11 protein-coding genes are annotated in these 15268 nt (G+C 61.9%); 1 reads left to right on the top strand and 10 read right to left on the bottom strand.

Going from position 1 to position 15268, the window contains the following annotated elements; genetic code table 11:
- Nucleotides 1-54: 54 nt before the first annotated feature.
- The 6 genes from QD280_RS06935 to ltnD form a co-directional block, all read right to left on the bottom strand.
- Nucleotides 55-1431, bottom strand: coding sequence for a gluconate:H+ symporter (locus QD280_RS06935; protein WP_054557183.1), 1377 nt, complete (start codon nucleotides 1429-1431; stop codon nucleotides 55-57).
- 163 nt (nucleotides 1432-1594) lie between these two features.
- Nucleotides 1595-2590 (bottom strand): D-erythronate dehydrogenase, encoded by a 996-nt coding sequence (denD, locus tag QD280_RS06930; RefSeq protein WP_279838756.1) that lies wholly within the window; start codon nucleotides 2588-2590, stop codon nucleotides 1595-1597.
- Nucleotides 2591-2904: 314 nt separating this feature from the next.
- Entirely contained in the window at nucleotides 2905-3699 is a 795-nt protein-coding gene (gene otnI, locus QD280_RS06925; RefSeq protein ID WP_279838755.1) for a 2-oxo-tetronate isomerase, read from the bottom strand.
- A gap of 38 nt (nucleotides 3700-3737) precedes the next feature.
- Nucleotides 3738-4391 (bottom strand): 3-oxo-tetronate 4-phosphate decarboxylase, encoded by a 654-nt coding sequence (otnC, locus tag QD280_RS06920; RefSeq protein ID WP_279838754.1) that lies wholly within the window; start codon nucleotides 4389-4391, stop codon nucleotides 3738-3740.
- Nucleotides 4388-5740: a 3-oxo-tetronate kinase gene (gene otnK, locus QD280_RS06915; RefSeq protein ID WP_279838753.1), complete on the bottom strand. Its 1353-nt coding sequence runs from the start codon at nucleotides 5738-5740 to the stop codon at nucleotides 4388-4390. The genes otnC and otnK overlap by 4 nt, the downstream gene beginning before the upstream one ends.
- Nucleotides 5740-6678: an L-threonate dehydrogenase gene (ltnD, locus tag QD280_RS06910; protein WP_279838752.1), complete on the bottom strand. Its 939-nt coding sequence runs from the start codon at nucleotides 6676-6678 to the stop codon at nucleotides 5740-5742. The genes otnK and ltnD overlap by 1 nt, the downstream gene beginning before the upstream one ends.
- Before the next feature lie 162 nt (nucleotides 6679-6840).
- On the opposite strand from ltnD, the gene QD280_RS06905 reads away from it, so the two are divergent.
- A complete protein-coding gene (locus QD280_RS06905) occupies nucleotides 6841-7878 on the top strand; it encodes a LacI family DNA-binding transcriptional regulator (RefSeq protein WP_279838751.1) in 1038 nt (345 codons plus the stop codon).
- Nucleotides 7879-7938: 60 nt separating this feature from the next.
- Here QD280_RS06905 and QD280_RS06900 read toward each other — a convergent pair whose 3' ends face one another.
- The 4 genes from QD280_RS06900 to QD280_RS06885 all read right to left on the bottom strand — a co-directional run bounded on the left by QD280_RS06900 (nucleotide 7939) and on the right by QD280_RS06885 (nucleotide 14975).
- Complete coding sequence (locus QD280_RS06900; RefSeq protein WP_279838750.1) at nucleotides 7939-9654, bottom strand: hypothetical protein; 1716 nt, start codon at nucleotides 9652-9654, stop codon at nucleotides 7939-7941.
- Between the two features lie 159 nt (nucleotides 9655-9813).
- Nucleotides 9814-10506: an oligogalacturonate-specific porin KdgM family protein gene (locus QD280_RS06895; RefSeq protein WP_279838749.1), complete on the bottom strand. Its 693-nt coding sequence runs from the start codon at nucleotides 10504-10506 to the stop codon at nucleotides 9814-9816.
- 361 nt (nucleotides 10507-10867) lie between these two features.
- Nucleotides 10868-12655: a transporter gene (locus tag QD280_RS06890; RefSeq protein ID WP_279838748.1), complete on the bottom strand. Its 1788-nt coding sequence runs from the start codon at nucleotides 12653-12655 to the stop codon at nucleotides 10868-10870.
- Nucleotides 12656-12947: 292 nt separating this feature from the next.
- Nucleotides 12948-14975 (bottom strand): heparinase II/III family protein, encoded by a 2028-nt coding sequence (locus tag QD280_RS06885; protein ID WP_279838747.1) that lies wholly within the window; start codon nucleotides 14973-14975, stop codon nucleotides 12948-12950.
- Nucleotides 14976-15268 lie beyond the last annotated feature (293 nt).

The raw sequence follows: 15268 nt of genomic DNA, 5'->3' as shown, positions 1-15268 counted from the left end.
ACCGGGCCTCGATGAGGCCCGGCGCTCCTGATAAAACAGACTGCTCTGGCTGGCTCAACCGACGATGGCGTTGAGCAGCAACAGGGTGATGATGGAAATGGCCCAGGCCAGCGTCGTCGGCAGGGTCAGCACCAGCATCTGATGCTTGGTGCTCTTGACGCCGAGCATGCGATTGACGACCCAGAAATAGCTGTCATTGAAGTAGCTGAAGAACATCGCGCCGATACAGGCGGCCTGCGCGGCCAGCACCATGTTGACGTCCGGCATGCCCATCAGGATCGGTGCGGAGATCGAGGCCGCGGTAATCATCGACACCGTGCCACTTCCCTGGATGAAGCGCACCAGGGTGGCGATGATGAACGGAATCAACAGCGGCTGAAGCCCCAGTGCCGCCACCTGCATGGCGATGTAATCGCCGCCACCACTGGCACGCAGTACCGAGCCCAGCGCACCACCGGCACCGGTGACCAGCAGGATGATACCCGCCGTCTCGACGCCCTTTTCCAGATGATCGAACACTTCCTGCTTGGGGGTCTTCGGCATTAGACCATAGATGGCGACCAGCACCCCGATGCCCACGGCGATCACCGGGTTACCGACGAAGGCGATGGTGCTGGTGAGCGCGTTGCTGGTATCGCCCATCACGGCACTGACCAGCGTATTGAGGAAGATCAGCGCGATGGGCAGGCCGATCGGCATGCAGGACATCAGCAGGGACGGCAGCTCCGATTCAGGCATCATGCTGTCGGTGTCATGCTTGACGCTACCTTCGAAACCACCCGGCTGGGCTTCCAGCATCGCCTCGATACGCGGCCCCATCAGGCGGGCATAGATCACCAGTGCAATCAGCGCCGGCGCGGTGATCACCAGGCCCCAGCCGATCATCAGACCGATGTCGACACCGAAGATACCGGCCACGCCCAGCGGGCCCGGGGTCGGTGGCACGCTCGAGTGGGTGATGATCAAGCCGGCCGCCAACGCGATGCCCAGACCGATCACCGAACGTCCGCTGTTGCGCGCCAGTGAACGCACCAGCGGGTTGAGGATGACGTAGGCCGAATCACAGAAGATCGGGATGGAGACGATGTAGCCCGTCAGCGCCATCGCGGCCTCTTCCTTGTTCTTGCCCAGCAGATTGAGGATGGCGTAGGCCATGCGCTGCCCGGCACCGGTCACTTCCAGAACACGCCCCATCATCACGCCGAAGCCGATCACGAGGCCGATGGTGGAAAGCGTCTTGCCGAAACCGGTGGTGATGGCACTGATGACCTCATTGGGCGGCATGCCACCGATCAACCCCGCCAGTGAGGCGGCGATGATCAAGGCCAGCAAGGCATGCACGCGGGTTTTCAATACCAGATAGATCATGACGAAGATGGCGATGCCCAGGCCGATGATGACCTGTGGCCCCGCGACGGCGGCGTCTGTCATGGGGTGCTACTCCTGTAGTTTGTTATTGTGTGGCGCAAGGTGTGCGGTGTCGGCGCTGCCGGCTGGCATGACGCCGATCGTTGTTATTGACGTAGTGATGTGACGAGCAGGTCTGGCAAAGGGGTCTGGCGAGCTCGTCCTAGATGAGATGGCCAGACGCTGGCTAGGCGATGACGCTCTCGTCGCGATACGCATTGAGAATCTCGTGCAGGTCGGCATCGCCGACGAAGCCCAGCGAACGCGCCTTGCGGGTGTCAAAGCGCGCCGGCCAGCTGCCGACGATGGCGGTGATACGCGGGTCAGGCTCATGCCTGACGAGTGCCAGCGCCTGCTCGCCGGCGATATCCTTGAGCGCCGCGAGCATTGACGCGACGCTGACGGTGATGCCCGGCAGCATGAAGCTGCGAGAGAGGCCAAAGTCCGCGCTCGGCACCTCCGCGCCCCTGATCAGGGCCGCGACCACGCGACGCGGCGACATCACGAACATCTCAAGCTCTGTCGGTACCGGGCAGATGGCGGTTTCGCCATTGAGCGGTTGGCGCAGGATTGAGGAGGCGAAGCTCGAGGCCGCCGCGTTGGGGCGCCCCGGACGCACGATGATGGTCGGCAGACGCAGCACGCAGCCATCCACCATCCCGCGACGGCTGTAGTCATTGATCAGCAGCTCCGACATCGCCTTCTGGGTGCCGTAGGAGTTCTGCGGCACCAGAGCAGTCATGTCGTTCAGCGTCTCGGGGAGATCGCCTCCGTAGGCGGCGACTGAGCTGGCCATCACCAGCCGAGTACCGTTCAGCCCCCGCGCCGCGCAGCCTTCCAGCAGCAATCGAGTCGCATCGAAATTGACGCGCATGCCCAGTGCCAGATCCGCTTCCGCGGCGGAGCTGACCACTGCCGCCAGGTGATAGATCACCGCAGGCTCACCGGCCAGGCAGCGATCAAGCACCTCGGCATCGGCGATGTCGCCGGCGACGATCTCGATATCCAGCGAGGTGGCCGGTTCGACTGTCAGACATGACGCCGCCTCGGGACGTGGCGCCTCGATCTGGTCCAGCAGGGTCAGGCGTGACAATGGCTGGCCGTTCAGGCTGCCCTTGTCGATCAGGGCCTCGGTCAGGCGCTGACCGAGGAATCCGGCGGCGCCGGTAATCATGACGTGCATCGTGTGGACTCCACTTTTGTGTTCTGGCGTAGGTAGGCTTGCCGCATGGGCAGATCACTCAGCGGCAGCCCTCAAGTGGTACAGAAACCAGACCAGACGGGGTGAGAAAATAGCGCCTCACGCTCTTCATCAGCAATGAGAAGAAGGTATATGCGACTAAAAGTGCGTCAGTCACTCAACTCTTTCATCTTTACTGCATATTCTGGTCTGAAATACATACCACTAATTTTTACTCCTGATCCTTGAACGCTCGCCCGGCGCAGTCACCTTCGCCAAAACTCTGGTCTTCGCCGAGCGAGCCCTCTGATTCAGATTCAGGGCGTCAGACCATGCTCGCGACCCCAGCCGAGGCCTGCGCGCGTCTCACCCCGTGGACGATATTCACAGCCGATCCAGCCGTCGTAACCCAGACTCTCCAGCCGGTCGAACAGCGCCGGATAATGCACTTCCCCCACATCCGGCTCGTGACGGTCGGGCACGCCGGCTATCTGCACATGGCCCATATGCGCGAACTGCGCTTCCAGGTTGCGGATCAGATCGCCCTCGACGATCTGGCAGTGATAGAGATCGAACTGCACCTTGAGGTTGGCGGCGCCGACCTGGGCGAGAATCTCGCGTGCCTGCGCCTGGCCACTCAGATAGAAGCCGGGCATATCGCGCGGGTTGATCGGTTCGATCAGCAGTGTCTTGCCGACCTTCTCAAGCTCGGCGGCGGCGTAACGCAAGTTGCTGATATAGGTCTCGGTGCAGCGCGCGCGCATGGCATCATCCGCGCCCTGCGGTACCAGGCCCGCCATGGCATGCACGCGCGGACAGTCGAGCACCTGGGCATAGCGAATCGCCTCGGCCACCGAGGCCCGAAACTCCTCCTCGCGCCCCGGCAGACAGGTCAGGCCACGCTCACCGGCCTCCCAGTCGCCCGGCGGCAGATTGAACAGCACCTGCGACAGCTGGTGCTCATCGAGCCTTGTGCGCAATTCTTCCGGGGAATAGGCATAGGGGAAGAGATATTCGACCCCGCGAAAACCGCTTTCGGCCGCAGCCGCGAAGCGATCGAGAAAGTCATGCTCGGAGAACAGCATGCTGAGATTGGCGGCCAATCGGGTCATGTCAGATCCTTGGATTTCACAGACGAAGACGTCATCACTCAGGGGCGCCCGAACCTGGCTTCGAGTTCCGCCACCTGTTCCGGGGTCATCCCACGTGGATTCTTGCCCTGCAGCAGCAGGAACAGCTTGGCGGTTTCCTCAAGCTCTTCCGTGGCATAGACCGCCGCTTCCACGGTCTTGCCGGCCACTACCGGGCCATGATTGGCCAGCAACACGGCGCAGTGCTTGCCGGCCAGGCCACGCACGGCATCGCCAAGCGCGGGGTCACCCGGCATGTAGTAAGGCACCAGCGGCAGCTTGCCGACCCGCATCACGTAATAGGCCGTCAGCGGAGGAATGCACTCGCAGGGATTCACGTCCGGCAGGCAGGACACCGCCACCGAGTGGGTCGAATGCAGGTGGACGATGGCACCCGACTGCGGGCGCTCGTCATACATGGCGCGATGCAGGAAGTGCTCCTTGGTCGGCGCATCGCCATCGATCAATACGCCCTGGGCGTCGAGGCGCGAGATGCGCGCCGGATCCAGGCGCCCCAGGCAGGCATTGGTCGGCGTCATCAACCAGCCGCCATCGTCCAGCCGCTGGCTGATGTTGCCGCTGGACCCCATGGTCAGGCCGCGGTCGAACAGTGACTTGCCGTAGGTGGCGATCTGCTCACGCAACACGTTGATGTCGTGCTGTGACTGACTCATGCGTTCTCCTCGCGAGGATTCATGGCATCCAGCACGTCGAATGCCCGGGTAAAGAAGTCTTCACCCCCGAAGTTGCCGGACTTGAGTGTCAGCGAGAGCCTCGCCTCCGGCTGCGAGGGGCCGGCGGCCGGGTGCGGTGCCTGTGTCCAGGGCACACCGGGGTCGATCTGACCGCCGATACGCAGCTCACGGATGTCGAGCGCCGAGACCACCGCGCCGGAGGTTTCTCCCCCCGCCACCAGCAGACGCCCGACGCCTTCCGCAACCAGGGTGCTGGCCAGACTGGCCAGGGCGCACTCGATGAGCTCACCGGCCTGCTTGACGCCCAGTGACGCCTGCGCCGCCTTGACGCCTTCCGGCTCGGCCGAGGCGTAGATCAGAAATGGCTTGGGCTCCGTCACCGCCAGTTGCTCACGGGCGAAGCCCAGCGCCGCCTCGAAGTGGGCATCGCCCGCGTTGAGCTTGACGGGGTCCAGCGCGAAGGCAGCATGCTGCTGCGTGAAGTGCGCCACCTGCTTGAGCGTCATGCGAGAACAACTGCCGGACAGCACCATCGCGGCGCCCTGCGCCGGGGCCAGCACCGCCGCATCATCGATCGGCTCAAGCCAGTCCTTGCGGCGGTACTGGGCAGGCAAGGCCTGCGCGAGGCCAGAGCCACCGGTGACCAGCGCGTGATCGACCAGCGCCTCGGCCAGTACCTCGAGGTCCTGCTCATCGAGGCTGTCACAGACCACATGACGCACGTCTTGATGGGCAAGCTCGTCCAGACGCTGACGGGCCGCCTGCGCGCCGCGACGTAGAGTGGCGTGATCGAGCAACCCCACGCCATGCGGGGTCTGGCGTGACAGCACGCGCACGATATCGGCATCGGTCATCGGGTTGAGAGGATGATGCTGCATGCCGCTGTCATTGAGCAGGCGATCGCCGACGAACAGATGGCCCTGATAGACACTGCGTCCGTTGATCGGGAAGGCCGGCACGAAGGCCGTCTGCGTGGCGGACAAGGCCTCCAGCAAGGCATCCGCGACCGGCCCGATGTTGCCCTCGGGCGTGGAATCGAACGTCGAGCAGTACTTGAAGAACAGCTGGCGCGCGCCCTGGGCTTTCAGCCATTCAAGCGCCGCGAGGGATTCACTGATCGCCTGATCCACCGGGCAGCTGCGCGACTTGAGCGCGACCACCACGGCGTCGACCTCAGTCAGATCCAGCCCGTTCGCCGCCCCTTCCTGCAGCGCATCCTGGGGTACCCCGATCACCTGCACGGTGCGCATGCCGGCACGTACCAGGTTGTTGGCAAGATCCGTCGCGCCGGTGAAGTCATCGGCGATTCCGCCCAGTACGATCGGCATCACTGCGCTCCTTCATCATTCGCGGCCGGCAGGCTGAAGCTGCCGAGACGCTGATAGACCTTGATGACGGCCGAGTCATCCTCGCGCCCGAAGCCTGCACCACTGGCGGCGGTGAACTGCTGCAGGGCGCTGCCGGCCACCGGCATGGCAAGCTTCAGCTCGCGCCCGGTGCTGTGCACGATGTTGAGGTCCTTGACGAAGATGTCGACGGCCGACAGCGGCGTGTAATCGCCCTTGAGGATGTGCGGCACGCGATTCTCGAACATCCAGGAATTGCCCGCGGAATGGGTGATGACGTCATACAGGGTGTCGGGGTCGATCCCCATGCTCATGCCCAGCGCCATGGCTTCTGCCGCCGCCGCGATGTGCACGCCGGCGAGATGCTGGTTGACCAGCTTGACGCTCGAGCCCGGGCCGGCGTAGTCGCCCAGCCGATAGACATTGGCTGCCATCGCCGCCAGCACGCGTTCCGCCTTGACGTAAGCCGCTTCACTGCCGGAGGACATCACGGACAGCTCACCACTGCGTGCCTTGACGGCGCCGCCGCTGATCGGGGCGTCGAGCAGCTCCAGCTGCATGCCGTTCAGGCGGGTTTCGAGATCACGCGCGAAGCTCGGCGCCACGGTGGCGCACTGGATCACCAGGCTACCCGGCGCGAGTCGCTCGGCCAGACCGCCCTCACCCTGCGCCCCGAACAGCACCTGCTCGACCTGATCGGCATTCACCACGACCAGCACCACCACCTGACACTCGGCCGCCAGTTCCAGCGGCGAGGCAACGGCGCGGCCACCCGCCGCTTCGAAGGCCTGGCAGGCGGCGGGCGAGATATCACAGCCGATCACGTCCAGGCCTGCTTCCAGCATGGCGCGCGCACTGCCCATTCCCATCGCGCCGAGGCCGACAAGGCCGATCACTGGTGAAGTCGTTGCTGCTGTCATCTCGCATCTCCCGCGGAAGCTGGTTCAAGTGATGATCAAGGCGACCTCATGCGGCACACCGATCAGCACTTCACTGAATGTTAGCGCTACCATGTTAGCGCTAACATCATTAATAGATTAGGCTCCAAGCCACGACAAGCGGCAAATGAGAAAACGCGACATATGTCTAATCCACCATCATCTCCCCGCCGCAGCCGCAAGGGTGCCATGCAGCCGACCCTGAATGACGTGGCCCGGGAAGCCGGGGTCTCCTCGATCACCGTCTCGCGCTACTTCAATAGCCCCGACAGCGTGCGCGAAGCGACCCGCATCAAGGTCGAAGCGGCCGTCGAGAAGGTCGGCTACGTGCGCAACATGATTGCCGGCAGCCTGGCCTCGGCCTCCAGTCGCGTAATTCCGGTGATCGTGCCCTCATTGTCCAACGTGGTGTTCATCGATGTGATCAAGGGCCTGCAGGACGAATTCGAGGCACACGGCTATCAGCTGCTGCTGGGCAAGACGGATTACGATCTGGCTCGGGAAACCCAGCTGATCCGTACCTTTCTGGGCTGGTCGGCCGCGGGCCTGGTGGTGACGGGGCTGCGCCATGACGATGCGACGCGCCAGATACTGGAGAACTGGAATCAGCCGATCGTTGAGATCATGGAGCTGGGGGAAGGCCTGGATCTGAACGTGGGGATGGATCATGTCGCCGCCGGACGCGCCATGACCGAGCACCTGCTGGCACGCGGGTACCGCACGATCCACTTCGCCGGTGCCGAGCTTGATCGCGACTATCGCGCGGCGATGCGCTATGCCGGGCATCGTGAGGCGCTGGCGGCGGCCGGCATTGAAGAGGCTCCCCTGCTCGACCTGCCCGTGCGTCAACAGATGACCAGCGGTGCTCAGGCGCTTGAGCGTATCCGAGCGACATTCCCTTACTGCGACGCCATCCACTTCGCCAACGATGACATGGCCTGTGGCGCCATTCTCGCCGCCGCGCGGCTTGGCGTGCGCATCCCGGACGACATCGCCATCGCCGGCTTCAATGGCCTGCCGATCGGGGAGCATGTCACGCCGCGCCTCACCACCATCGTCTCACCGCGAGAGCAGATCGGCCGCATGGCAGCGCGCAAGCTGCTGGCGCGCATCAATGGCGAACCCGTCGGAGAACTGAGCCACGACCTGGGGTTCACGCTGCGGGTCGGTGGCAGCACCTGAACACTGATCACACACTCAACACCTGCTGATCACGCTGATCATGGCCTGAGCCGGGCCAGGTCAGCGCATCAGCCACGCCATCATCAACTGGCCCAGCGCGACGCAGAGAAAGACAGCCAGGCCCGCCAACGTGGAGGAGAAGACGGCCAGCGCCACCGACAGCAACGCCGCGACACACAGCAGGCGCGATGGCAGGCTGATTCGACGACAGGATTCGCTTTCTGAGGGCGGAGGACTGACGGGACGCTTGAGGTTGGCGAAGAATTCCGCCAACCGTCGCGCGCGTGAGAACGGGCGACGTGGCGCGTACAGATAGCGGGCGAGGAACAGGAAGCCGACGACACTCGCGATCTGGATGACCAGCGAGATGGCCAGCTTGATATCGACCAGCTGTTCAGGCGGGAAGCCGGCAATCCAGGGCAGGCGTTGCAGCGTCGCCATGTCGAGCCAGAGATAGCTGCCTAGCGTGACCGTGACCCCGATCAGGACACTGCCCCACCCGGCCCAATCCGGTGCTCCCGTCCTGAAGAGCACCATCAGTGCCGGCAGCGCCAGTGGCATCTGCAGCAGGACGCCGAACATGATCATGATGTCGAACAGGCTCACCATCTCGAGCCGGCTCAGGCCGATGACGAACAGGATGACGATGATGCCCTGGACGACTCCGAACATCCGCCCGATCTGCACCAGTCGCGCCGCCAGGCTGGAGGTCTGCTTGAGCACGGGCATCAGGAGTCGCATCATCACGCCGGCGTCACGATTGAAAGCCGTGGTGATGGGCGCGATGGTGACCGCCAGCATGGCGGCGATCACCAGCCCCAGCACGCCCGACGGCAGGTAGTGAATGATGAAATGGACATAGGCCACATTGGCCGCGTCATTGCCAAGCTCGGGATAGCGTGCCGCCAGGTCGATGCCCGCCGTGCCCAGCAACCAGGGCGGCAGGAACCAGGTGACGGGGCCGACCAAGAACAGGATCGAGGCGAGCCCTGCCGCCTTGCGCGCTTCGCCATCATCGGCCGTGGTCAGAAAGCGATAGCTGGAGGTGGCGTTGTTGATGCTGATGCATTGCTTGACCAGCATGGCCAGTGACCAGATAGCCATAATGAGCAGGCTGTTGTGAGAACTGCCGATCCAGAAGTCCCTGTTCGACTCCGGGAAGCTCAACGATCCGCTCCATATCAGCGTGAGGCAGAAGCCGCCGATGACCAGGGTGAGAATCGCCAACTGCATCATCTGGATGAAATTGTTGGCCGAGACGATCCACACGCCGCCCACCAGGGTAATGGCGATGATGAGGCTGCCGATCAGCACGGCGATGCTCACCACCGAGAGACCGAAGACCGCACTCAGGAACAGTGAGACGCCGTAGAGACCGATCGAGGCGGTCATCAGCGTCAGAAGGATCTGACTGATGACATACACGAGCTGCGTCGTCTTGCCGTAACGCAGCTCCAGAATGTCGGAATAGGTGCTGACTCTCAGCCGTCGAAAACGCGGCGCGAAATACAGCGCCGCCAGCAGAAAGCCCAGCGCATTGCCCCAGAAGATCACCAGCACGGCAAAGCCATCCTCGTAGGCCTTCTGGGCGGCCCCGGTGAAGGTCCAGGCGGAGAACTGCGTCATGAAAGCGGTACTTCCCGCCATCCACCAGGGCACGTTGCCACCTCCCCGGATGAAGCTGTCCGGGGTCTGGCTGCGACGTCGATAGACCAGAATGGTCAGCACGATCAGGACAACGGAGAAGAACAGTGCAACTTTATCCAGCTGTGTCATGTAGCTCCCTGCCCTGCCGATCATTCCCGTGCCAACGCGCATTCCCGCACTCTCGAACCCGCGCATTCAGGGGCTCGAGAGTGCCCTTCCTCATCATGAGGCGTGATACCGACGCCGGGCGCGCAAGACTTGCGCGCTCATCTGTCTAGCAATTCATGATCAGTAATAATATTTCAAGCCAACACGCGTCTTGAGCTGACGCGTATCGGAACTGGAGCTGGAACTGACATCCGCCAACTCCATATACGGGAACCATGACCCCATGCGCCGCCCGGCACTCAGGATATAGTCGTAGTTCTCGCGAGTATTGTTGTAGACATCCTTGTCTTCATTGCGATAATAATTGGCCTCCAGCCAATATTTATTCTTGCCGTGATTGTAGGACATGGTGAAGGTGATCTTGTTCTGTTCATAATCATCATTGAAGTCTTCGCTGTAGTTGGCATATTCACGACGGTAGCGCAGCGCCGTGGTCAACGGGATGCTGCTGGCCTTGTAGCCGATACGTAGCTGGGGCTTGAGGGTGTACTTGCCGTCCCCGAAGGCAATGGGCATGCCTGGTTGGATATACCAGTTCTTGTCCAGCTTGAACTTGAAGCCCCAATCAATCTCGCTGTCGCCGCGCTGCAGATTTCCCATCGCGGGTTGCGAACCATCGTCGCGCTTTTCCGAGGCAAACTTGGATTCCAGCCCATAATAGAAGTTGTCGATGGAATCACTCACCTTGACTCGGGTGGCATGTTGTTTGGCGTGATGCTTGTATTCATGACGAATATCCAATGTCACAGCCTGGGCGCTGGTAGTGAACACCAGTGCGGCAATCGAAAGGGAGATCTTGTTGTAGTGTTTCATGGCGTACCTCTTTGTTTTTATGGGGAGTCAGTCAATTGACTTGCAGGCAACCTGCGTCCTGTCGCGAGCCCGGCATTGGCTAGCGCGTGGGTTGCCCTGTGTTGGCATCGGCGTTCTGGATCGATCCAGACGCCAGATGCAGGCCGCAGAATCCCCTGCCGATGGCGCAAAGGGCGCATCGACTCCTCTGCTGACGTGGTCATTGGCGTTGACCGAGCAGAGAGGGAGATTCGGGTTCGGGGTGCCAGATTGGCAGCAAGCGAGTGGCAAGCGCCTGGCGAAGGAGTGACGAAGACGAGTGCGAGGTCAGGGAGCGACGTGGCACCAGATGCCAGCGCCGCTCCCCCTCACTCATGGTGTCTCAGCGCGTGCTGCCTTCGCCGACCAGGCTCTCTTCCTTGGGGTGAGACTTCCTGTCAATGGAAGTCACCAGCAGCAGACCGATTGCCACGATGATGCCGCCACACAATACGAAGACCATGCGTCCCCAGAAGGGATTGGGCACCAGGAACATCAGCATCACGGCAAGTCCAGCGACCAGAATCAGGTAGCCGAGAATGTTGCGCTGGCGATTGTCGACGCTGCGGTGTTCCTCGTCATCGCTGATGACGGGCGTGTCACGGTTGGTGAAGAAGGTCGCGACTTCCGCTTCGCGTTCAGCCGAAAGTCCGCGGTAGAACAGCGTGGTCATCACGAAGAAGCCTGCCGTGATCACGGTGTGCGCCATGATGCCGACCGCCACCTTCATGTCACTCCACTCACGCGAGGTCAGGTCCGCCTCCAGGCCGAAGGTGTCGACGATGAAGTCCGGTGTCATCACGAAACCGACCAGATAGGACACCAGGCCACCGACCACCAGGGTGGCCCATGCTGCCCAGTCCGGTGTCTTGCGGATAAAGAAGCCGAGCAGACCGGGGATGGTCATCGGCAGACCGATCAAGGCACCGACGTACATCATGGCGTCGAACAGGCTCAACCCTTTCAGGGAGTTGATGAACAGAGCAAAGCCGATGATCGCCAGGCCGAAGACGGTGGAAGACAGGCGCGACATCAGCAGCAGTTCATTTTCAGACGCCTTGGGACGCAGCACGACCTCATAGAAGTTCTTCACGAAGATGCCGGAATTGCGATTCAAGCCGGAATCCATCGAGGACATGGTCGCGGCGAACATCGCGGCCACCAACAGCCCCAGCATCCCGGCAGGCATGTAGAGGCTGACGAAGCTCATGTAGGCAAAGTCGGCCGCCTTGGCACCTGCCTCGGGATACATCGCGAACAGATCCACCCCTTCATTGGCCATGAACCAGCTGGGCATGAACCAGATGAACGGCCCCATGGTCATCAGGACACAGGCCAGCAGACCGGCCTTGCGCGCATTCTTCGAGTCTTTCGCCGCCAGATAGCGATAGGAATTGAGCAGGTTGTTGGTGATGCTGAACTGCTTGATGAAGATGAAGAACCCCCACAGCGCGAACAGCGACAGATAGTTCATGTCACCGCCAATCAGGAAGTCGACCGGAAAGTCATCCACGACCTGGGTCGGCCCGCCGGCATGAATCACGGCCACGATGGCGCAGGTGATGGTGACGGCCATGATGATGACCATCTGCATGTAATCGGACGCGATGACCGCCCAGGAGCCGCCCGTCACCGACATCACCAGCACGACAAGCCCAGTCACGATGATGGTGGTTTCCATGTCGTAACCGAACAGACCTGAGGTCACGATGGCGAGGCCATTGAGCCAGATACCCGCATTGATGATACTGGTGGGCATGGAAGACCAGGTGAAGACCTGCTCGTTGACGGCACCGAAGCGCTGTCGGATCGCCTGTATCACGGTGATGACGCGCAGCTGTCGGAAACGCGGCGCGAAATACAGGTAGTTCATCAGGTAGCCGAAGGCATTGGCCATGAAGATGATCGCCACGGCAAAGCCATCGTTATAGGCCTTGCCCGCCGCACCGGTGAAGGTCCAGGCACTGAACTGGGTCATGAAGGAGGTCGCGCCGACCATCCACCACAGCATCTTGCCGCCACCGCGGAAGTAGTCACTGGTGCTCGAGGTAAAGGTTCTGAACAGCCAGCCTATGGCGATCAGAAAGAGAAAGTAGATGCCGATGACGGCAGTATCCAGATCCAGATTCATGGCGATGCACTCTTGTCTTTATCTGTCTTGTCGTTGTTGTTGCGCACCCGGCAGTGCGCGCCTGGCTCTGGCCCCTTCCCTGGGCCAGAGGTTCTGCTGATGACTGGTGGGACGATCGCTCGAACTTGAAACGCTCCAGCTGGATCGATCCAACTAGATCGTTCCAACAACAGCACCGACCGTGCCCTCACCACAGACGTGCCTTCAGCTCAGGGAGACCTCACCTCAAAGAACCTTCATCACAAAGAGCTCTCATCCAGGGAAAGGCGTCGGCTCAAGGCCTTCTCGTGCCTCAGAAATCGATCAGATTCACCCCGGCATGGATGCGACATTCATGGTCCCCCAGGGTGATGTTGCCCCCCGGCGGCACGGCGTCCGCTTCAGCCAGCACCAACAGCAGCTGCCCGGTACGCAAGGTGATCTCGAGGGCCTCGATACCCGCTACTGCCCCTTCGCAGGCTTCCAGCGCACGCAGGTTCAGCACCTGTGGGCGTGCGCCACTGCATTGCTCCAGGGATTCATCGAAATGCCCGTGGCTCTCGAACAGCGAATAGAAGGTCTGAGAGGTGGCGGTCAGACGTGTCATCACCTTGGCGTCAGGACGCAAGTTGTGGTCCGGGTCGTTGGCCCCGACCCGCAACTGATAGGCTTCGGCGGGTGCCTGGGTGATCTGGTGCCAGCTATGGAAGCTGTCGCCAGCAAGCCAGGTCATGCAGTGCGCGGTGTCCGCCGGACGCTGGGCCACCTTCCACAGATGTTGATAGCCCGCGCTGTCGCCCAGTACCTCAAGTATCGTCAGGGCGGTGGAAACAGGCTGCGGAGACGATTCCGTTTCCCACCACCGCACCACCTGGCCGCCGTGATTGAAGGTGTAGTCATAGACGTGGGGCTCTGCGGAGGTCAGCGAGAAGATATCCACCAGCAGCGGTGTCTGTGTATGCCGTGATGCCAGCAACACGAGCTTGCGTTGCATGCCCACACCCTCGTAGGCGTTGTCACAACGGGCACATGCCGCAGCGTCACTGCCCGCCAGCAGCTCGAGTTCAGCGTGGTGCGCATCCGCCAGCCCGTGGTCACCGCCATGCTGGGATTGCATGTCGACCACCACCAGGTTGTGCGCGACGCTCTGCTTGGCGTAGCCCTCGTTTTCCTTGAGGTAGCGCCCGCCGAACTTGGTCTCGACATTGACCCAGCGCGCGAAGCCGTATTCCTCAAGCACCTCCTTGCCACGCGCGAAATACGTCATGCCCAGCTGGTCAAAGTGGCCATGCCCCATGCCATGCTGCCCCGCGGTGAGCACTACATGCTGTGCCTGCAATCCGCACCCGTGCTTGAGGTGAGCATGCGCCCCGCTGTTGCCTTCGGGGCCATCGCTGAAACGCTGGCTGGTGGCCTGCACCTCAGCATTGACCTTCTGCATGGCCTGCTTGAGCGCCACGCCATTGGCATGCAACCAGCTGCCTTGCTGCTGATGCGCGAGAGTCAGCAGTTCCGGGGCCGGTTCGTAGCGAGCCGCCAGCAGCGCCATGGCGCAGCGCGCGCCTTCGTCGTCGATGTTCATGCTGCGCGAGGCGTCATTCAGCGCCGGGAAGCGTCCATCCGGATAGGCCGTGGAGAGCAATACATGCAGCGACTTGCCGATACGTCCGTCGGCATGCGCGAAGATATTGCGCTCGGGCTGCTGGCGTTCGATGGCCTCGGCGAACAGGCACAGCGGGTGAATCGCGAAACGGTGGTAATACGGCCCTTCCACGTAATAGCCCTTCGGCGAGAACAGCAGCGCTATCTGGGCGAGAAAGCCCCCGGTCTCGCCGCTGCCATCCAGTCCGTCGATGGAGATCGCCAGATGCTCAGGACTCTCGATCACCATCGCGCAGATCCCTACCGCCGCCACGGCCCACAGCCCGTGGTTATGGATACGATCGAAATCATGCCGATAGGTCTCGGTGAACATCTCAAGCATCGGGAGGAACAAGCCCTCCAGCAGCGCCCGATACTGGCTATCGCTCAATGACGGCTTGAGCAAGGCAAGGCCGAGTGAGGCATGCAGCAACCAGATGTGTTCGTTGAGAATCTGGTGAAACAGCTTGCCCGGCGGGTTGGTATTGCGCGCGACCTGAAACGGCATCTCGCGATAGCAGGCCGCGTAGGATTCCAGCAACTCCCGGGCGTGCGCCAGTGCCGCCTCATCATCGTTGAGCCGTCCCAACAGCGCCGCACCTTCTATCAGGCGGGCATTTTCCTTGTGGGTGTTGTGTTCGAAACTCCCGGCCTCACCCTGGCCAGGCACCACCACGCCGCGTGCGATGCTGGCAGCCACCTGCTGCTCCAACATCCTCAGGCTGCGCCCCAGTGAGCTATCTGCCTCGCATTGACGACGAAGGGTTTCGAGCTCACTGGATGACCACAACAGATACTCACTCTTTGCAGACATAACGATTTCTCACTGATGAATGGCGGGTCGTCGGGCAAATTCAGGCCGAGACAACCCCCGCCGACCGAGCGCCTTGAACCTGGCGCTGTCGACCGACCATCGATAGGGATAAGAAGGAGGCAACAACCCGTGCTGCCTCACAATGGGCGAGCGCTACTGCCGATTGCCACGGACGAACG

Origin of the sequence: Cobetia sp. 1AS1 (genome assembly GCF_029846435.1) — a bacterium.
In the GTDB taxonomy this organism is placed as follows: Bacteria; Pseudomonadota; Gammaproteobacteria; order Pseudomonadales; family Halomonadaceae; genus Cobetia; species Cobetia amphilecti.
Note: the sequence above shows the minus strand (reverse complement) of the source record. Positions and strands in the feature narration are given on the sequence as shown.